The following is an 18,995-nucleotide window of genomic DNA, read 5'->3' as shown; positions in this document are numbered from 1 at the left end:
TGAAAGGATGGTCTTTGATTTAATTGAATTGTACCACTAAATAGTGGGGATGAAGAAAAACGCCCACTATTAGAATTCTTACTTTATAAGTTGTGGAAGAACAGTTGTTAGTTCTTGTTTGATTTGTTTTGCAAATGCTGGATCTTTACCTGAAGTGGATATACTTACAATATATTCGTTATCTCGAATAACAGCAGGTGTGTGAAAAGATGATTGTGTGCCGTCACTTACGATATTAACCCACTGAAAATCATGCGCTGCTTGTTTGACCCTCATATTTACATCGTGATGATTTGTTGCGGCGTAAATGAGATGAGCATCTTTTATGTCTTCACCTGTAAATGCTTTTTGTTTCCATGTAATATAGGAGAGTTTCTTCATTTCCTCGCAAATGTCCGGACTCACAACAATGACAAAGGCTCCTGTATCTTTTAATCCAACAGCTTTTCGGTATGCAATTTTGCCGCCGCCGATGATGACAACGTTTTTTCCTTGTAGATTAAATATAAGAGGATATAGGTTACACATGTACAGATTCCTCCATTCGTTTTAATAATGCGGACTTCATATAGGGATCAAATTGAAGGCAGTTACATGTTGTAACATTCGTATATGTGTGTGCATGGCGCTCAATTTTCCGAAGTAATAATCCGGTAAAGAGAAGGTATGGCATGACATATACGTGTTGAGCCGCTGCTGCTATACGATTAAGTTCTTCGGTAAAAGAAGGTGCTCCTTTTGTTAAAAAAGAGCAGGAAACGGGCATGCCAATTTTCCGCTCAACTGTTGCTCCGATTTGCTGCAATTCATGTATAGGCTGAGGATCACTACTACCTCGGCCGACGAGTAGAATTTCGCTATCTTGTATAGGCATGGCTTGACGTATTCTTTTGATTACAAGTTCAATCATGAGCGGGTGTGTACTGAAAGGTGGTACAACTGAAAATGTAATATGCGGATAGCGCTTTTTCAGTTGATCAATTTCGAAAGGAACGTCACGTTTATAATGGGCCGCTGCAAATAATAAAACAGGGACAAGTAAAACCTCAGTTGCTCCATCTAAAATCGCTTCTGTAATCGCATCTTGGACAGTTGGTGTTGTGAGTTCAAGAAAGCCGATTTTTTGAATCCCTTTGCTTCGCTCCTTTATAACGGACTGGACAAAGTGGATGAATTGCTTATTCCCTTCTTGTAATCGGCTGCCGTGCCCGATATAAACAATTCCTTTCATTGTGCCGTCACTTCTTTCTCATTAAAAATCGCTTGTAATTCATAATCGATGTTCTGGAATCCGACTTTATTTGCGTACTGTAAAGTTAGTTCATCTGTATACGAGAATGGTAAATTGACAATATGCATGAAACCAAGGCGTTTAACTTCTGCTATAAATGTATCAATTGCGGCGCGTCCTTCAAATACAATGCTATCCCATGTAAATTCAAAGAGCATACGTGTATGAATTTCATCAAAACGATGATCTATTTTATATTCATGTGTCATTATATAAGAACCAGGGCCGATTTTTTCTTGAATGACAGCAATTCGGTTAATATTTCGTCCTAGATACACAGTTGGTTTTGTAGAAAACCTTGCTTGTTCACTGAAGAGTCCATATTTCATAAGTGCTTCCTCGGCAGCATGATTCATATGCTGGAGAACTCCTTGTAAGGAACGGATATCTTTCCGATGCTGTGCGCATGATTGTAACAAGATTGCTACGCTTTCGGCTGAACAGAAAACAAGACGTTCCGCATCAAATATTTCACGGAGTTGTTCCTGTGTGAATGTGTATTCTTGTTTTTTGAAAGTGGGAATCTGATATGTTTCTGCTCCAGCTTCTTGTAACTTTTGTTCTGCTTGACTTTTTTTATTTGATGAAGAGGCGAGCAAAACTTTTTTTCCGTGTAATGGTTTATGTTCTTTCCAGGCGATTTGTTTACGTAAGGATACGACATCCCCAACAATTGTCATGGAAGGATTTGAAATGTGTTCCTTGTTGACGATAGCGACAATTGTGGAGAGCGTACCTGTAACGACTCGCTGTCTACCGGTTGTACCCCATTCAATGACTGCTACTGGTGTATCTTTTTTCTTTCCTGTTTGTAGTAAGTTTTCGCAAATGGTCGGTAAGTTTTTAATGCCCATGTAAAAGGCAACAGTATCACTATTTAAGAGTGAGTTGTAGTTTACGTGATCCTGAATCGGTCCTTTTGTATGACCAGTTAGTAATGTTACGCTATTACTGTAGTCACGATGGGTAAGAGGGATGCCGGCATACGCACTAGCGGCAATGCTAGATGTAATTCCTGGTACAATCTCATATGGAATGTTTTCTGCTGCTAAAGCAGTTGCTTCTTCACCAACGCGGCCAAAGATAGAGGGATCTCCGCCTTTTAAACGGACAACGGTCTTACCTTCTTTGGCAGATTGAAGTAAATGAGCGTTAATCATTTCTTGGCGCATAATATGATTTGTTGGCATTTTTCCGCAATAAACAAGTTCACATGTTGGCTTTGTATAGCGAAGTAAATTTTGATTCAATAAGCGGTCATATAAAACAATATCTGCTTTTTGTAAACACTCCATCGCTTTTTTTGTAATAAGCCCTTCATCACCAGGTCCTGCACCGACTAAATATACGTATCCGTTCATCTCTACACCTCATCTGTTTTTACTGGAAAGGAAGCCGAGAAGAGGCTTCCTTATATAAGCTACATGTATATATAAATATCGCCATCAATAACTTGTACTTCATACGTTTGAATACAACCATCATCAGGTTTTTGTACTTCACCTGTTAGTAATGAAATTTTCCAATCGTGCAGCGGACAAAAGACAAATTCACCAGAAACAATTCCTTCCGCTAAAGGTCCATTTTTATGAGGGCACCGGTTTTCTACAGCACGGATGTCGCCATTTGCAAGGCGAAATAAGGCAATAGACATGTCCTTGATGCGTACTTCTTTACCGATTTGTACGGGAAGATCTACGGCAGGCATAATTTTTATTTTTTCTTTCGTTTGTAACATACGAATCGCTCCTTACTTTACAATCTCTACTTCATACATTGTTTTTAATGATTGCGTTTCTAGTGCTTGTCCCCAAGCTTCTTCATAGGTGCTACGTGCTTTTTGGAAACGTTCATTTAGCATAGCGACCATATTTTCATCTTGCAGCACTTCTTTTATGTGGTGTAAGCCCATTCGTTCTACCCAAGGAGCTGTACGTTCGCCGTAAATACCAGTTTCACGATAGGATTGTACGTAAGCTGTGGCGATGCGAAGTACATCCTCTTCTGAAGGTACAATCATTACAAAATCAGCTTCACGTACTTCTGTCCCGCCGTTACCGCCAATATAAAGTTGGAAGCCATTTTCAACACAAACGACACCGAAGTCTTTCGTTAATGCTTCTGCACAGTTGCGCGGACAACCTGTTACACCCATTTTCATTTTATGCGGTGTATCTACCATTTCTAATGACTGTTCAAGTAACATGCCAAGTCCTAATGAATCTTTTGTACCGAAGCGGCAGAAACGAGATCCGACGCATGATTTTACATTGCGAAGTGACTTCGAGTAGGCATAGCCAGAGCTCATACCAAGATCAGCCCACACTTTTGGTAAATCTTCTTTTTTAACACCATATAAACCGATGCGGCTTGCGCCTGTTATTTTCACGAGTGGGACGTCGTATTTTTTCGCAACTTCTGCAATTTTCATTAAATCATCTGCTGTTGTAACGCCGCCGTACATGCGTGGAATAACAGAAAATGTCCCGTCATGTTGAATATTTCCGTTCATTCTTTCGTTAACGAAGCGGGATGCTTTATCATCGGCATACTCTTCTGGGCAGGCCATACGTAAATAGTAATTTAATGCAGGACGGCATTTTGAACAGCCTTCTTCGTGCGCGAAGGCAAGGACGTTTCGCACTTCCTTCGGTGATTTTAAACCTTTCTCATGAATCGCTGCTACAACTTCATCGCGAGATAATGTTGTGCACCCGCACATACCTGCAGCCTGAGCAGAAGCATCAAAATGATCTCCGAGTGTATGAGATAAAATTTGTTCAACAACTGGGCGGCATTTCCCGCAGGATCCAGCAGCTTTTGTACATCCTTTTACTTCTGCAAATGTTGTTAAGTCTTGTTCTAAAATAGCGTGAACAATGGCTCCTTTTGTGACACCGTTACATCCGCAAACAGTTTCATCAGCACTCATACTTGTAATATCAAGTCCGCTATCTTCCCCAGCTTTGTGAAGAAGAGAAGCTGGGGTATATTCTTGTATATCTTCTTCTTTTTTTAACATGCTGAAGAGGCGTGTGCCGTCAGCTGTATCACCATATAAAACAACACCAACAACTTTATTGTCGCGGATTAGTACTTTTTTATAGGAACGTGTACATTCGACAAATATGGAGATTGCTTTTGTTACCTCATCTTCATAAATTTGACCAGCTGAGAATAAATCGCATCCAGCAACTTTCAGTTGTGTACCGACGATGCTGCCTGTATATCCATCTGTTTGTGTATTTGTAATCTGTTTTGCTAATACAGCACCTTGCTCATAGAGCGGTGCAACAAGACCATAGGCAATTCCTTTATGCTCTGCACATTCACCAACCGCATAGATGGATTGGTCATTTGTTTGCATATAGTCATTGACTACAATGCCGCGGTTCACAAGTAAACCAGCGTCTTTTGCTAACTGTGTATTCGGACGTATTCCAACAGCCATGACGATTAAATCACAATTTACAATATCGCCATCTGCAAATTGAATGCCCTCAACGTGGTCTGTACCAAGAATTTTTATCGTTTTCTTTTCCATAAGGAACTTCATACCCTGTGTTTCTAAATCTTCACGCAGTAATGAAGCTGCCTTAGCATCGAGCTGTTGCTCCATTAAGTGTGGCATTAAATGAACAACATGCACGTCCATTCCTAAGTCAATAAGTCCTCGTGCGGCTTCTAAACCAAGTAATCCGCCGCCAATGACAACTGCTTTTTTATATTGCTTAGCCGTATCTATCATAAATTGTGTATCTTCGATTGTGCGAAATCCTGTTACACCAGGGAGATTTGAACCTTCCACAGGTAAGATAAAAGCACTGGATCCTGTTGCGATAATGAGTTTATCGTACATAACAAGACGATTCTTTTCTGTAACAATGACTTGTTTTTCCCGATCAATATGAAGTACTTTTTCATTTGTATACAACGTAATATCATTTTCTTCGTACCAACTATATTTGTTCATAATGATATCTTGCATATTTGTTTTTCCTTGTAGGACGTGGGAGAGCATAATACGATTGTAATTTGGGTGCGGTTCATCTCCAAAGATGGTAATGTCGTATAAGGTATGGTTTTGTTTTAAAATTTCTTCGATGCAGCGTATTCCAGCCATACCGTTCCCGATCATGACTAAACGTGTTTTCATATTCATTTCCCTTCTTTTTGTGAAAGATTTAACAAACTTTTATGTTTGTATTATAGAATTTTTGGAAAATGAGGAGATGTGATATTTATCACAGTTTTGGAGGATTCATAAATTGTTCAAATTTGCTGTAATAGCGAAACGAAAGAAGATAGGTGGGGGATAACTGCTGGCATGCACCTGATTGGTTTAACTAACCATCAGTGGGGATGAAGAACACTCCTGCTGATGGAAGTTTCACTTTATGTAGATGTTTTTAGAAAAGATAAGTTGTCATTGCTTGTTCTAAAGTGAAAGTGGAGCTCGTATACATGTAGTACAAACTTAGATTTTTAGGAGGAAAGCGTATGCCTAAATCGACTTTAAAATGGATTGTTTGTGCTACATTAAGTACAGTTTTATTAGCAGGGTGTGGTTTGTTTAGTAAGGAAAAAGCGACAGAACAAATTGATCCGCCTAAGAAAGTAACGTATACAGATGGTGAGAAGAAAGAAACTGCGAAACAAGGGAAAACGATAAAACAAGATTTATATCTCGTAGATAAAAATGGTTATGTTGTACCGCAAACAGTACAGTTACCTGCCCCGAAAGATAATGCAGTCATTAAACAAACATTACAATATTTAGTGAAAGATGGGCCAGTGACGAATCTATTGCCAAATGGATTTCAAGCTGTACTTCCCGCAGATACAGAAATGCAAGTTGATGTGAAAAACGGGACAGCAGTTGTTGATTTTTCTAAAGAAGTGAAAAATTATAAAAAAGAAGAAGAACGTCGTATTGTAGAAGCAGTTACTTGGACGTTAACGCAGTTTAAAGAAGTGAAGAATGTGAAATTTCGTATAAATGGGCAAGATTTAGCGAAGATGCCTGTTGCTGGTACGCCGATTGGTAATGGATTAAGCCGGGCAAATGGCATTAACTTTGATGATGAGCAAGTGGCTGATATTACAAACACAAAACCAGTTACGTTGTATTTCTTGGCGCAAAATAATAAACAAAATTATTATGTACCAGTAACGCGCCGCGTTGCAGAAGGAAAAGAAAATGAAGTCGCGACAATTGTAAATGAACTTGTAAAAGGACCAGCGCATCAATCAGCGTTAACATACGACTTTAATCCAGATGTGAAGCTAATCAATGAGCCGAAACTTGAAAAAGGAACGGTGACGCTAAACTTTAATGAAAATATTTATGGGAATAAAGGTAAAAGTATGATTTCTGACTATGTACTCCAGTCTCTTGTATTAACTTTAACGGAAAAACAAGGAGTAGAAAATGTGTTAATTCAAGTGAATGGAAAAGCGAATCTTGTTACAGAAAAAGGCACTAAATTAATAAAACCAGTCGATCGTCCGCAAAACGTGAACACAGGTAGTTTTTAAACAGGAATAATTTGATATACTTAATTTATGAAAAGAAGGGGAACTCCCCTTCTTTTATTGTCATACATAACATAATTTTTAAATGGGCTATACTAACATGTAGCAGTTATAAGGGGGTTATTTTTATGCGAGTAGATGGTAGACAAGCATCAGATTTGCGCCGTGTACATATTCATACGAATTATTTAAAACATCCAGAAGGATCAGTATTGATTGAAGTTGGCGATACGAAAGTTATTTGTACAGCAACGATTGAAGAAAGGGTTCCGCCGTTTATGAGAGGGGAAGGAAAGGGATGGGTTACAGCTGAGTATTCCATGATTCCTCGTGCAACAGAACAGCGTACCATTCGTGAATCGAGTAAAGGAAAAGTAACAGGGCGCACAATGGAAATTCAACGTTTAATAGGACGAGCATTACGTGCTGTGGTTGATTTAGAAGCGCTTGGTGAAAAAACGGTTTGGATTGACTGTGACGTCATTCAAGCTGACGGTGGAACGAGAACAGCTTCTATTACCGGTGCGTATGTTGCAATGGTATTAGCCTTTGAGAAGCTTGTAGCAGCAGGAAAAGTATCGAAAATTCCAGTGAAAGATTACTTGGCAGCAACGTCTGTTGGAATCGTTGATGAGCATGGTGTTGTGTTAGATTTAAATTATGTAGAAGATTCTAAGGCGAATGTCGATATGAATGTTATTATGACAGGAAAAGGGCATTTTGTTGAAGTGCAAGGTACAGGAGAAGAAGCGACATTTAGCCGCAGTGAATTGAATGAATTGCTTGATGCAGCGGAACATGGAATTTTACAGCTTATTGAAATGCAAAAAGAAGCTTTAGGCGATATTGTAACTCATATGGAATAGAGGCGAAAATATGAAACAAGTTGTAGTAGCGACAAAGAATGCGGGGAAAGTACGTGAATTTGCGGAGCTATTTGAAAAGTTTGATTTAGAAGTAAAATCACTTTATGATTTTCCTCATATTGAAGAAGTAGAAGAAACTGGTGAAACGTTTGAAGAGAATGCCATTTTAAAAGCGGAACATCTATGTAAACAGTTAGATGAAATTGTCATTGCGGATGATTCGGGTTTAATTGTAGATGCCCTGCAGGGGAAACCAGGAGTTCGCTCTGCTCGTTATGCAGGAGAGGAAAAGGATGATCAAGCTAACATTCAAAAGGTTCTAGAAGAATTAAAGGGTATTCCAATGGAGAAACGTACAGCACGTTTTTATTGCGCATTAGCCGTTGCGTTTCCACAAGAAGATAAAAAACCATTGATTGTAAACGGAACGTGTGAAGGGAAAATTTTAGAACAACAGCGCGGGGAAAATGGCTTTGGTTATGATCCAATCTTTTATGTAGAAGAATACAAAAGCGCAATGGCAGAATTATCATCCGATGAGAAAAATAAAATTAGTCATCGCGGGCGTGCTCTTCGAAAATTAGAAGAAAAAATTCCAGTATGGTTTTTAGGAGAAGAACAATAAGGGAGCGAAACCGATGAAGGCGTTAATTGTGAGCGACAGTCACGGTTCTGTGAAAGAGTTAAAGCAATTAAAAGAGCAATATGAGGGAAACGTAGATGTAATGATTCATTGCGGTGATTCTGAATTAACATCTCAGCATTCTGAACTAGAAGGATTTCATGTAGTGAAAGGAAATTGTGATTTTGCTGGTGATTTTTCAAATGACATCATCGCAGATGTACAAAGCACACGTTTTCTTGTAACGCATGGCCATTTATACAATATTAAAATGACGCTGCAAACACTTTTATATCGTGCTAAAGAAGCTGAGGCAAATGTTGTTTGCTTCGGTCATTCGCATATATTGGGAGCAGAAATCATAGACGATATATTGTTTATCAATCCAGGAAGTATTCTTTTGCCGCGCTCGCGAAGAGAAAAAACATTTGCTTTATTAGAAATACAAGAAAGCGAAATAGAGATTCGTTTTCTTACATTAGATGGTGCAACTGTAGCGGAAAAAACGTTTAAAATAGGGTGAAAAATTTTTCTTCACCCTATTTTAAAAAAATGTTGACTTTAATTATTGGTAATAATATAATAAGAACTGTCGATGAGACATTAGAAAAAATTTCATATCATGCGGGTGTAGTTTAGTGGTAAAACAAGAGCCTTCCAAGCTCTGGTCGAGAGTTCGATTCTCTTCACCCGCTCCATGTCCCAGTAGCTCAGCAGGATAGAGCAACGGCCTTCTAAGCCGTCGGTCGGGAGTTCGAATCTCTCCTGGGACGCTAAAAAAACCTTGTTATCTTTTGATAACAAGGTTTTTTGTTTGTTTTAAATGTATTCTTTTTTGCTTGATCCAGTAAAATGGTAGTAATCCGAGTGTAGGAATGGTTAAAAGGGGGATTTGAAATGAAACGATTTATAATGCTTTTAGGCTTTATATCGCTTTTGACTCTTTTGACAGCTTGCTCGTCTACACTATCTTTAGAACTTGTAAATGCAAAAGTTGATATAGTTACCGATAAAAATAAGGTTGGTGCGATAGGAATAACAGAAGGTGATAAGAAAGGGCAGGAGCTTGTACCAACGGCATTATATTATGAGTTTAAAATTAAAAATAATGGGAAGCAAAAAATTGGAGGATTTGGCGATAAAGGTTTACAAGTGAAAATTGAACCTAATGATAAATTGGTGAATACTTCCAAAGGAATAGTTGGCTTTAATATTTTTGACCCCTCTGCATATGAAGGATCGGGTGTAGGTTTTGGAAGTTCCTTTAGCGGAGAAATCAAACCTGGTAAAAGTGGGGAATATATTCTAACTTTTGATTTAGGTGTAAGTGAAGAAAACTCGCAAGTTCCACTAAGAGTTCCAGCAAAAGAAGCATTGAAAAAACTTGAGAATAACGCTTTAGATGCTTCACTATTAGTGACGTTAGATGGTAAAGAAATAGCTCGATTTGATTTAAATAAGAAATAGTAATTGTATTATTTAATATGATAAAAAAGTAAAGCATTGGTGATAAAACCGATGCTTTTTTAGTGTTAAATGATTGTTATTTTTTTGTTTTTTAACTCCCTCAGAAGAGAACGTACTATAAAGAATGCTTTTCTCTTCTATGATGTTACATTAATTTTAATAAAGTTCTCATTTAAATCTAATTAGATTTTCAGACGAATTTCATTAAAAGATATTAAAATAGGGACTAGCTTGTAGTAATCATCAAATAAATAAACGAGAATCATGAAATGGTTTGAGACATTGATTATCGGTTTAAATACAATAAAAAGGAGATGAGTTCATTGGCAAAAAATCTATCTGCTTCTGATGAAGTCGTTGCCGCCCCGTCACTAGGCCGACAGATGTTGAATAAGGTTCCAGAAGTCATGATCTTCTTCTGGATAATCAAAATTTTATGCACAACTGTCGGTGAAACATTTGCTGATTTCCTAAATTTCAACCTTGGATTTGGTTTAACTCTCACTACCATAATTATGGGAATAGCGTTTTTCGTTGCATTGTATCTTCAATTCAGAGCAACTAAATATGTTCCAGGCATTTATTGGCTAACTGTTGTTCTTATAAGTGTATTTGGAACGTTGGTAACTGATAATTTGACAGACAGTATGGGAGTACCTCTTGAGGTTAGTACGGTAGTTTTCTCCGTACTGCTAGGTTTAACTTTTCTTTTTTGGTATCTCAGTGAAAAAACACTCTCGATACACTCGGTTTATACAAGAAAAAGAGAAGTTTTCTATTGGCTGACCATTCTTTTCACATTTGCACTTGGAACAGGAGTCGGAGATTTATATTCTGAACAACTCGGTCTTGGTTATCTTCGTACAGGAATAATAGTCGTTCTTATAATTGGTTGTGTATTTTTGGCATGGAAATTTTTGAAACTTGATGGAATATTAGCGTTTTGGATTGCGTATATTCTTACTCGTCCACTCGGAGCATCATTAGGAGATTACCTATCTCAACCAAAAAATAATGGCGGGTTAGGTTTGGGGACAACAGTTACTAGTGTGATTTTTCTAATAGCTATTTTAGCGATAATCGTTTTTCTTGCTGTTACAAAAGTTGATACAAAGACAAAAAGTGATACAGCAGAAACAAACCAAGCAAATGGAAACAAGAAAAATGTTTTGACACAAACCATTGTGGTACTATGCATGTTCTTAGTTGTTGGTATAGGTGGTTATGTTTGGTGCAGTAATCATATAGCGCCGCAAACCGATGCTACACAAACTACATTGGCTGGACAATTAACAGATTTTGTTAAAATCGAAAGTGATATGCTAAACCATGTAAATTCAAATGACTTTACTTCGGCGAAAAAAGGGGCTGACGATTTGGAACATGAATGGGACGTATCGGAGCCTAAACTTAGGAAAATAGATGGCACAACATGGACTGAAATTGATGGAACTATTGACAGTGTATTAGCGGCAGTTCGTTCATCAAACCCTGATGTCAACAAGTGCAAATCTGCACTTAACAATTCGCTTAGTGTCATAAATGGAGCGGATAAATAAAAATTTTAGGAATCGTAAATCTGAACTGCACCCCAATTGTTAGACGCAACTAACAATTGGGGTGCAGTTTTTTTATGTTTTCAATGAATTTTACAGAAAAACTATAGTAATTAGAAAAAGAATGAAAAGCAAAATTAGTTTAGGTTAATTGTTAATAAACTTCTCAAATACAAAGCCAAAATCTTTTACATTATATTGTTTCTTTGTATCAACAAGCCAATTGAACGCAATTTGATTAATTTCTTTAAACTGTGCTGCTACATCTACTTCGGCATTTCTTACGTTGCCTAATGTAGAAGAGGCCATTTCCAAGCTCTTATGTGCGTATTGCGTTGCGATGTCATTTTCGTGAGTGATTTCTGCGATCTTCAGAAGCGCTTTATATAAATCTTTTACTTCTTCAATATGTTTTTTATGTATGTCGATGGAGTAATGCTCTCCGCCCATATTAAATTTAATCTCAATATCTAAATCTACTGTCCCTGCTGTTTCGAGCAGAACGTTAGAAATTTTATGCGTGTTGTAATTATAACGGCGAAGTGTACGTTTCTTACTTACTGCGCTCGTGCCATCAACGTGAATAAGAGCTGTATTTGTAAAGCAATACTCATCTGTTTTTGATTTGATTAAAAAATAAATTTTTTCGTTTTCTTCATGCATGACATAATCATCAGCATCTACTTTATCATAATCAGCAGGGGTAATAACGGACCCAATATCACTTAAACCAAGCATATCAGCTGCTACTTTTTTAAACATTGTATTATCGCCCTTTCGTTTTGAAATTTCTGAATCATTTCAAGTTTATTATAACATGAGAGAAGTCTTTTTTTGATAAATCTTACAATTTTGTAAGGTGTATGTAAGGAAGTTCGATGGTAACTATTTCTAAAGATTTTATAATAAAGGTAACAAAGGCGAAGCGAGGAGGGGAAATAATGAAAGGTTTAGCTGTAACGGCTTTATCGATTGCTTTTGGAGTTGTTGCCTATGACAAACTGATTGACATGATTAATGTTATAAAACATTTAATTGCATAAATAAAGATTTAAGGGGACAAGGAATGGAATGGTTATTAGGGATTATTGGAATCTGTAGTGTTATTTTATTATTTATGTTTCCAATTGGATTATTAAGTTCAAGTACAAGTGTATTTTTTATGTGTTCAATTATTGGTACCATGATTATTATTATGTTATTGATGAAACGCAGTAAGCTTATTTTCTTCTTTAGCATCATCATAATGGTGTTTATTGTTCTTCAAATGATAACCCTCTTTGTATATCCTACTATTATAAAAGCTTTCCATTAAAACTCTTCGCGCCGGTAGCTGAGAGTTTTTTATTTTCTTTCATAGAATCCTCATTTGCTATAAAAGTTCTATTTTCGTATTTCTAGCCAATATATTCGATTTTTATATAGCGAAAATCGGTATTTTCTCAGTAAAAACGAACAGATTCCAAATATTGTGTTCCGAACTATCATTTGTTATATTAACTTTAAAGTGTATTGAAAATCTAAAAAAAGAGGCGAGCGTATGGATAAAAAAGAAAGTACGGTCGTATTGTTTCCGCAGTTGACAACGCGATTTATCGACGAAGGATTTATTGCATTGCGTGAACGTCGGTTTGAAGAAGCGTTAACATCCTTCGAAATGTTGCGCCAGTACGGAGCACAGACAGAGCAATCAGAATTGGCTTCAGTTATTTGTTTACTAGAATTAAAGGAAATGAAAGAAGCGAAAGAGCGATGTGAGGAATTGCTTGAAACAGGAGAACTCTTATTTCAAGATATTCTCGAAACATATGTTACGATTTTAGTGCAAACAAATGATTATGAAGGCATTATTGAAACGGTACAGTCCGTTTTACAAACGAAAGAAATAACAGAAGAGCAAAAAGAGAAATTAGCACAACTTGCATTGTTTGCAAAGAGTATGTTAGATGGTGAAGAAGCAGTAGAGATAGATAATGACGTATTCTTTGATGAACCTGCGTTTGCTGACGCTTTGCTGAAAGGTGATTATGGGAAACAATTGCGGGCGATAAATCGTCTTCCGAATAGAAATGTCAAAAGTGCGTTGCCGACGCTGCGTACATTTTTACTAGATGAAACGAAACACCCGTATATTAAAACTTCCATCTTATACGTATTAATAGAAAATCAAATAGAAGAAAGCATAGATGTGGAGAAATTCGGTGAGATCATAACAATCATACCGGCTAACTTAGCTTATAATCCATATGATACAGGAGAAGTGTTACATATATTGTCTGATCGTTTAGAGCAGGATAATCCAACGATGTATGAAGCGATTATTACATATTGGAAAGAAATGCAAACAAGCATTTTTCCGTTTCCTTTATTAATAGAGAAAGACAAGTTATGGGCAGCTGTTTTAGAGAGAATTGGAAGAAAGCGTTTTGGAATGCCAATTCATGAGGAACAGCTTCTTCGTGAGTATGATATTACACTTGAAGAATATCATGTTGCATATCAATGGTTTTTACGTATTGAGAAAGAAGGATTTATGCCAGTATAATGAAAAAGAATGTTTCAGTTATTGAAACGAGAATATTCTATGTTATAATGTAAGGGTTGTAAAAGGCTGAAATCTGCCTTTTTATAAGAGAATAGAAACAAATATTCTCTTACTTATATGTTTCATACTATTCTCGAACAAAATATACCGTATTTGTCTTTTAGGCAAATAGTAGATTGAGAATGATACGTCCAAATTTTTTTATAACGGATGGAAAAGCTGAATACATTGGCTTTTTAGAGTGTTTATTGTTTCTTTATTAGAAATGATAAATACCTCGATCTCTAGAGGTATGTGCATACATTATTATAGTTGGAGGGAAAGAATAAATGGCTGCAAAATGGGAAAAATTAGAAGGTAACGTTGGCGTTTTAACAATCGAAGTTGATGCGAAAGAAGTAAACAACTCTTTAGACGCTGCGTTCAAAAAAGTTGTAAAAACAATTAATGTGCCAGGCTTCCGTAAAGGGAAAATGCCTCGTCCACTATTCGAACAACGCTTCGGTGTAGAATCTTTATATCAAGATGCTTTAGATATCATCTTACCAAAAGCATACGGAGAAGCAATTGATGAAACTGGTATCTTCCCAGTTGCTCACCCTGAAATCGACATCGAGAAATTTGAAAAAGGCGAAAACTTAATTTTCACTGCAAAAGTTACTGTAAAACCTGAAGTGAAATTAGGCGAGTACAAAGGCTTAACAGTAGAAAAAGTTGATGCTACTGTAACTGATGAAGATGTAGAGAACGAATTAAAATCTTTACAAGAGCGTCAAGCTGAGCTTGTAGTTAAAGAAGATGGCACTGTAGAAAACGGTGATACAGCTGTAATCGACTTCGAAGGTTTCGTTGATGGCGAAGCATTCGAAGGTGGAAAAGGCGAAAACTACTCTTTAGCAATCGGTTCTGGTACATTCATCCCAGGATTTGAAGAGCAAGTGATTGGTTTAAAAGCTGGCGATCAAAAAGAAGTGGAAGTATCATTCCCAGAAGAATACCATGCAGCAGAATTAGCTGGTAAACCAGCAACATTTAAAGTAACAGTTCATGAAATTAAAGTGAAAGAACTTCCTGCTTTAGATGATGAGTTCGCGAAAGATGCAAACGAAGAAGTAGCAACTCTTGATGAGTTAAAAGCAAAACTTCGTGAAAACTTAGAAGAGAACAAAAAACATGAAGCTGAGCACAAACTTCGTGACGAAGTAGTAGAAAAAGCTGCTGCAAATGCAGAAGTTGATATTCCAGAAGCAATGATCGAAACTGAGTTAGATCGTATGGTTCGCGAATTCGAGCAACGCTTAAGCTACCAAGGCATGAACTTAGAGCTTTACTACCAATTCACAGGCACTGATGAAGCAAAATTAAAAGAACAAATGAAAGAAGACGCAGCAAAACGCGTAACAACTAACCTTGTTCTTGAAGCAATCATCAAAGCTGAAAACATTGAAGTAACAGAAGAAGAAGTAAATGCAGAAGTTGAAAAAATGGCTGAAATGTACAACATGCCAGTAGACGCTGTGAAACAAGCTCTTGGTAACGTTGAGGGTGTAAAAGAAGACCTTCAAGTTCGTAAAGCAGTAGATTTCTTAGTAGATAACAGCAAGGCTGCATAATAAAATAACAAGGCGCGACATTGCTCGTGCCTTGTTTTATAAATATAAATATATTTGTAAGACATTTTGTTATGAAGAAGGAAATGATTCTTCGAAAGTCGAATATACATATTTCAAAAGTTTCAAAATTTTTTTATTTGTACATAACTAACCATATTATTTGTATTTCTCGCCACGTAGTGACATAATATGTATTTACATACGATACATTTATCGTGTACATACGAAGGCAAGGTATTAGCACTTTGTAAGGGGTGTGAAAATATGTTTAAATTTAATGATGAAAAAGGGCAATTGAAATGTTCTTTCTGTGGTAAAACACAAACGCAAGTTCGAAAGCTTGTTGCAGGTCCTGGTGTCTACATTTGTGATGAATGTATAGAACTTTGCACAGAAATCGTGCAAGAGGAGCTCGCAAAAGATGAAGAAGTAGAATTCAAAGATGTACCAAAACCGGTAGAGATTCGCGAAATTTTGGATGAATATGTAATTGGACAAGATCAAGCGAAGAAAGCCTTAGCGGTAGCGGTATATAATCATTACAAGCGCATTAATTCTAACAGCAAAATTGATGATGTAGAATTAGCGAAAAGTAATATTGCTTTAATTGGACCAACTGGTAGTGGTAAAACTTTACTGGCGCAAACTTTAGCGCGTATTTTAAATGTTCCATTTGCAATTGCTGACGCAACATCTCTAACAGAAGCTGGATACGTTGGGGAAGATGTAGAAAACATCCTTCTAAAACTTATTCAAGCAGCTGATTATGATGTAGAGAAAGCAGAAAAAGGAATCATTTATATTGACGAGATTGATAAAGTGGCACGTAAGTCAGAAAATCCGTCAATTACGCGTGACGTATCTGGTGAGGGTGTGCAACAGGCACTTCTTAAAATTTTAGAAGGTACTGTAGCGAGCGTTCCTCCTCAAGGTGGTCGTAAGCATCCACATCAAGAGTTTATTCAAATTGATACAACAAACATTTTATTCATTTGTGGTGGTGCATTTGATGGCATTGAACCAATTATTAAACGCCGTCTTGGTGAAAAAGTGATTGGTTTCGGTTCTGAGAAGAAAAATGCTGATGTAACAGAAAAGCATGTTTTATCGCATGTATTGCCAGAAGACTTATTAAAATTTGGATTAATTCCAGAATTTATTGGTCGTCTTCCAGTCATTGCGAACTTAGAGCCGCTTGATGAAGGTGCTCTTGTTGATATCTTAACAAAGCCGAAAAATGCTCTTGTGAAGCAGTTCCAAAAGTTATTGGAACTTGATGATGTTGAATTAGAGTTTGAAGAGGGTGCCCTTGTCGAAATTGCGAAAAAAGCAATTGAGCGTAAAACAGGTGCACGTGGACTTCGTTCAATCATTGAAGGTCTTATGCTTGATGTGATGTTCGAACTTCCATCTCGTAAAGATATTGAAAAATGTGTAATTTCAAAAGAAACAGTAGCAGAAAATGCTATGCCAAAATTAGTGCTTCAAGATGGCACTGTACTTGAACAAGATACAAAAACATCTGCATAAATTAAACCTTAATCAGTGGGGAGTTTCCTCTTGCTGATTAGGAGTGGAACAAATTAATCCCCACCTAACTTTTTTGCTTTTGCTGAATTTTGAGGTGGGGATACTATTATTCGTGAATAGCAACATAATAAGAAACAGCAATTGTATAATTGCTGTTTCTTATTATGTTTAGCGTGTTTCCTCCCAGGGGATACTGATATGTAAAACATAGCGGGAGGAAATGAGTATGAGCTGGACAAATATTTTTTTAATCGTTCAACTTGTCTTTGGTGTAATTGTCGGATTATATTTTTGGCATTTACTCAAAAACCAGCGAACACAAAAAGTTTCAATTGATAGAGAATCAAAGAAAGAGCTAGAGCAACTTCGAAAAATGCGGGAAATTTCTTTAACAGAACCCCTTGCTGAAAAAGTTCGTCCGGCGTCTTTTGCTGATATTGTTGGACAAGAAGATGGTATTAAATCTTTAAAGGCTGCGCTATGCGGCCCAAATCCGCAACATGTTATTATATACGGACCGCCAGGAGTTGGAAAAACAGCAGCGGCTCGGCTCGTATTAGAAGAAGCAAAGAAAAATTCGAAATCTCCGTTTCGAATGACTGCAACATTTATTGAGCTGGATGCCACAACGGCTCGGTTTGATGAGCGGGGGATTGCTGATCCGCTAATTGGTTCTGTTCATGATCCGATTTATCAAGGTGCCGGAGCGATGGGACAAGCCGGTATTCCGCAACCGAAAAAGGGAGCGGTCACAGATGCACATGGAGGTATTTTATTTATTGATGAGATTGGGGAATTGCATCCCATTCAAATGAATAAGATGTTAAAAGTGCTTGAGGATCGTAAAGTATTTTTGGAAAGTGCATATTATAGTGAAGAAAATTCTCTCATTCCAACGTATATTCACGATATTTTCCAAAAGGGATTACCAGCTGACTTTCGCCTTGTTGGTGCAACAACACGTTCTCCTGATGAAATTCCTCCAGCTATTCGGTCACGCTGTTTAGAAGTCTTTTTTCGTGAGCTGGATACAGAAGAAATTGAAGCAGTAGCCAAAAATGCCGCTGAAAAGGTGGATATGGAGCTAGGTAAACAGGGTATAGAAATGATTGGAATGTACGCACGGAATGGAAGAGAAGCCATTAATCTTGTACAAATCTCCGCTGGAATGGCAATTAACGAAGGGCGATCTTTTATAAAAGATGAGGATATTGAATGGGTTATCCATTCAAGTCAACTGACGCCGAAATATGAAAAGCGGGTATATCCAATTCCAAAAATTGGTCTTGTAAATGGCTTGGCTGTATATGGACCAAATACAGGGGCACTACTTGAAATAGAAGTAACAGCAATTCCAGCAAAAGAGAATGGGTCCGTTGTGGTAACAGGAATTGTTGAAGAAGAAAGTATCGGTAATCAAACGAAATCAATTCGCCGTAAAAGTATGGCGAAAGGTTCTGTTGATAATGTTGTGACTGTCCTTCGTTCGCTAGATCTATTACCAGAAGGATACGATATACATATTAACTTTCCAGGCGGTATTCCTATTGACGGACCATCTGCCGGTATTGCCATTGCAACGGGCGTATATTCTGCTGTTCATCGCATGTATATCAATAATGAAGTAGCGATGACTGGAGAAATTAGTATTCACGGAGAAGTAAAACCAGTTGGTGGCGTTTACGCGAAAGTAAAAGCAGCGAAAAAGGCTGGGGCAAAGAAAGTGTTAATTCCAGCAGAAAATATGCAGCCTTTTCTTTACACAATCAAAGGTATTGAAATCGTTCCTGTGCGAAAATTAAAAGAAGTATTTGCATTAGCATTTGTAAAAGAAAAAATTGAGGGAAGAGACGATGCATTGCTTTCCTTAGATGAAGGTGACGTGCAATCGATGTAAAGGGTTAGATGAACCAATCGGGCATTATCATACGAGAGGGAGACTAACTTTATCACTCGTTAGATCAGGATAT

17 protein-coding genes and 2 tRNA genes are annotated in these 18,995 nt (G+C 37.3%); 13 read left to right on the top strand and 6 right to left on the bottom strand.

Going from position 1 to position 18,995, the window contains the following annotated elements; translation table 11 throughout:
• Window positions 1-78: 78 nt before the first annotated feature.
• The 5 genes from ACFQZ1_RS04695 to nirB are packed head-to-tail and all read right to left on the bottom strand — an operon-like array spanning window position 79 to window position 5,447.
• A complete protein-coding gene (locus tag ACFQZ1_RS04695; protein WP_377880936.1) occupies window positions 79-528 on the bottom strand; it encodes a precorrin-2 dehydrogenase in 450 nt (149 codons plus the stop codon).
• Window positions 521-1,231 (bottom strand): sirohydrochlorin chelatase, encoded by a 711-nt coding sequence (locus ACFQZ1_RS04690; RefSeq protein ID WP_377880935.1) that lies wholly within the window; start codon window positions 1,229-1,231, stop codon window positions 521-523. The genes ACFQZ1_RS04695 and ACFQZ1_RS04690 overlap by 8 nt, the downstream gene beginning before the upstream one ends.
• Window positions 1,228-2,652 carry a uroporphyrin-III C-methyltransferase gene (locus tag ACFQZ1_RS04685; RefSeq protein ID WP_377880934.1) on the bottom strand — a complete coding sequence of 475 codons (1,425 nt, stop codon included), beginning with the start codon at window positions 2,650-2,652 and terminating at the stop codon, window positions 1,228-1,230. Before ACFQZ1_RS04685 ends, ACFQZ1_RS04690 begins: the two co-directional genes overlap by 4 nt.
• A 59-nt stretch (window positions 2,653-2,711) precedes the next feature.
• Window positions 2,712-3,029 carry a nitrite reductase small subunit NirD gene (gene nirD, locus ACFQZ1_RS04680; protein WP_377880933.1) on the bottom strand — a complete coding sequence of 106 codons (318 nt, stop codon included), beginning with the start codon at window positions 3,027-3,029 and terminating at the stop codon, window positions 2,712-2,714.
• 12 nt (window positions 3,030-3,041) lie between these two features.
• Window positions 3,042-5,447 (bottom strand): nitrite reductase large subunit NirB, encoded by a 2,406-nt coding sequence (gene nirB / locus ACFQZ1_RS04675; protein WP_377880932.1) that lies wholly within the window; start codon window positions 5,445-5,447, stop codon window positions 3,042-3,044.
• Window positions 5,448-5,791: 344 nt separating this feature from the next.
• Between nirB and ACFQZ1_RS04670 the strand changes: the two genes are divergently transcribed.
• The 8 genes from ACFQZ1_RS04670 (at window position 5,792) to ACFQZ1_RS04635 (ending at window position 11,340) form a co-directional block, all read left to right on the top strand.
• Window positions 5,792-6,829: a GerMN domain-containing protein gene (locus tag ACFQZ1_RS04670; protein ID WP_377880931.1), complete on the top strand. Its 1,038-nt coding sequence runs from the start codon at window positions 5,792-5,794 to the stop codon at window positions 6,827-6,829.
• Window positions 6,830-6,954: 125 nt separating this feature from the next.
• A complete protein-coding gene (gene rph / locus ACFQZ1_RS04665) occupies window positions 6,955-7,692 on the top strand; it encodes a ribonuclease PH (protein WP_377880930.1) in 738 nt (245 codons plus the stop codon).
• A 10-nt stretch (window positions 7,693-7,702) separates the two neighbouring features.
• Window positions 7,703-8,317: an XTP/dITP diphosphatase gene (locus ACFQZ1_RS04660; protein ID WP_377880929.1), complete on the top strand. Its 615-nt coding sequence runs from the start codon at window positions 7,703-7,705 to the stop codon at window positions 8,315-8,317.
• 13 nt (window positions 8,318-8,330) lie between these two features.
• Window positions 8,331-8,837, top strand: coding sequence for a metallophosphoesterase (locus tag ACFQZ1_RS04655; RefSeq protein WP_377880927.1), 507 nt, complete (start codon window positions 8,331-8,333; stop codon window positions 8,835-8,837).
• A 101-nt stretch (window positions 8,838-8,938) separates the two neighbouring features.
• A tRNA-Gly gene (locus ACFQZ1_RS04650) sits at window positions 8,939-9,012 on the top strand.
• A 1-nt stretch (window position 9,013) separates the two neighbouring features.
• Window positions 9,014-9,087: transfer RNA gene (locus tag ACFQZ1_RS04645), tRNA-Arg, on the top strand.
• Window positions 9,088-9,211: 124 nt separating this feature from the next.
• Window positions 9,212-9,781, top strand: a complete 570-nt coding sequence (locus ACFQZ1_RS04640) for a hypothetical protein (RefSeq protein WP_377880926.1) — start codon at window positions 9,212-9,214, stop codon at window positions 9,779-9,781.
• A gap of 323 nt (window positions 9,782-10,104) precedes the next feature.
• On the top strand, window positions 10,105-11,340 hold the full coding sequence (locus tag ACFQZ1_RS04635; protein WP_377880925.1) for a COG4705 family protein: 1,236 nt from the start codon (window positions 10,105-10,107) through the stop codon (window positions 11,338-11,340).
• 144 nt (window positions 11,341-11,484) lie between these two features.
• Here the strand turns inward: ACFQZ1_RS04635 and ACFQZ1_RS04630 are convergent, their stop codons facing one another.
• The gene (locus tag ACFQZ1_RS04630) at window positions 11,485-12,099 is read right to left on the bottom strand and encodes a PH domain-containing protein (protein WP_230573822.1); all 615 of its coding nucleotides are present in this window, start codon (window positions 12,097-12,099) and stop codon (window positions 11,485-11,487) included.
• Window positions 12,100-12,403: 304 nt separating this feature from the next.
• On the opposite strand from ACFQZ1_RS04630, the gene ACFQZ1_RS04625 reads away from it, so the two are divergent.
• The 5 genes from ACFQZ1_RS04625 (at window position 12,404) to lonB (ending at window position 18,922) form a co-directional block, all read left to right on the top strand.
• The gene (locus ACFQZ1_RS04625) at window positions 12,404-12,652 is read left to right on the top strand and encodes a hypothetical protein (protein ID WP_377880924.1); all 249 of its coding nucleotides are present in this window, start codon (window positions 12,404-12,406) and stop codon (window positions 12,650-12,652) included.
• Window positions 12,653-12,877: 225 nt separating this feature from the next.
• Window positions 12,878-13,882, top strand: a complete 1,005-nt coding sequence (locus tag ACFQZ1_RS04620) for a hypothetical protein (RefSeq protein WP_377880923.1) — start codon at window positions 12,878-12,880, stop codon at window positions 13,880-13,882.
• Window positions 13,883-14,211: 329 nt separating this feature from the next.
• A complete protein-coding gene (gene tig / locus ACFQZ1_RS04615; RefSeq protein WP_377880922.1) occupies window positions 14,212-15,495 on the top strand; it encodes a trigger factor in 1,284 nt (427 codons plus the stop codon).
• Between the two features lie 264 nt (window positions 15,496-15,759).
• Window positions 15,760-17,025 (top strand): ATP-dependent protease ATP-binding subunit ClpX, encoded by a 1,266-nt coding sequence (gene clpX / locus ACFQZ1_RS04610; protein WP_377880921.1) that lies wholly within the window; start codon window positions 15,760-15,762, stop codon window positions 17,023-17,025.
• A gap of 226 nt (window positions 17,026-17,251) precedes the next feature.
• Window positions 17,252-18,922 carry an ATP-dependent protease LonB gene (gene lonB, locus ACFQZ1_RS04605; protein ID WP_377880919.1) on the top strand — a complete coding sequence of 557 codons (1,671 nt, stop codon included), beginning with the start codon at window positions 17,252-17,254 and terminating at the stop codon, window positions 18,920-18,922.
• The last annotated feature ends 73 nt before the right edge of the window (window positions 18,923-18,995 follow it).

The sequence above is a fragment of the Bacillus sp. CGMCC 1.60114 genome (assembly GCF_042676365.1).
Classification (GTDB): Bacteria; Bacillota; Bacilli; order Bacillales; family Bacillaceae_G; genus Bacillus_A; species Bacillus_A rhizoplanae_A.
The sequence above is the reverse complement of the archived record's forward strand: the minus strand, read 5'-3'. Positions and strand labels throughout refer to the sequence as shown.

Coding starts and splice junctions, on each gene's coding strand:
- ACFQZ1_RS04695 (WP_377880936.1), bottom strand. CDS start 528: ATGTGTAACCTATATCCTCTTATATTTAATCTACAAGGAAAAAACGTT.
- ACFQZ1_RS04690 (WP_377880935.1), bottom strand. CDS start 1,231: ATGAAAGGAATTGTTTATATCGGGCACGGCAGCCGATTACAAGAAGGG.
- ACFQZ1_RS04685 (WP_377880934.1), bottom strand. CDS start 2,652: ATGAACGGATACGTATATTTAGTCGGTGCAGGACCTGGTGATGAAGGG.
- nirD (WP_377880933.1), bottom strand. CDS start 3,029: ATGTTACAAACGAAAGAAAAAATAAAAATTATGCCTGCCGTAGATCTT.
- nirB (WP_377880932.1), bottom strand. CDS start 5,447: ATGAAAACACGTTTAGTCATGATCGGGAACGGTATGGCTGGAATACGC.
- ACFQZ1_RS04670 (WP_377880931.1), top strand. CDS start 5,792: ATGCCTAAATCGACTTTAAAATGGATTGTTTGTGCTACATTAAGTACA.
- rph (WP_377880930.1), top strand. CDS start 6,955: ATGCGAGTAGATGGTAGACAAGCATCAGATTTGCGCCGTGTACATATT.
- ACFQZ1_RS04660 (WP_377880929.1), top strand. CDS start 7,703: ATGAAACAAGTTGTAGTAGCGACAAAGAATGCGGGGAAAGTACGTGAA.
- ACFQZ1_RS04655 (WP_377880927.1), top strand. CDS start 8,331: ATGAAGGCGTTAATTGTGAGCGACAGTCACGGTTCTGTGAAAGAGTTA.
- ACFQZ1_RS04640 (WP_377880926.1), top strand. CDS start 9,212: ATGAAACGATTTATAATGCTTTTAGGCTTTATATCGCTTTTGACTCTT.
- ACFQZ1_RS04630 (WP_230573822.1), bottom strand. CDS start 12,099: ATGTTTAAAAAAGTAGCAGCTGATATGCTTGGTTTAAGTGATATTGGG.
- ACFQZ1_RS04625 (WP_377880924.1), top strand. CDS start 12,404: ATGGAATGGTTATTAGGGATTATTGGAATCTGTAGTGTTATTTTATTA.
- ACFQZ1_RS04620 (WP_377880923.1), top strand. CDS start 12,878: ATGGATAAAAAAGAAAGTACGGTCGTATTGTTTCCGCAGTTGACAACG.
- tig (WP_377880922.1), top strand. CDS start 14,212: ATGGCTGCAAAATGGGAAAAATTAGAAGGTAACGTTGGCGTTTTAACA.
- clpX (WP_377880921.1), top strand. CDS start 15,760: ATGTTTAAATTTAATGATGAAAAAGGGCAATTGAAATGTTCTTTCTGT.
- lonB (WP_377880919.1), top strand. CDS start 17,252: ATGAGCTGGACAAATATTTTTTTAATCGTTCAACTTGTCTTTGGTGTA.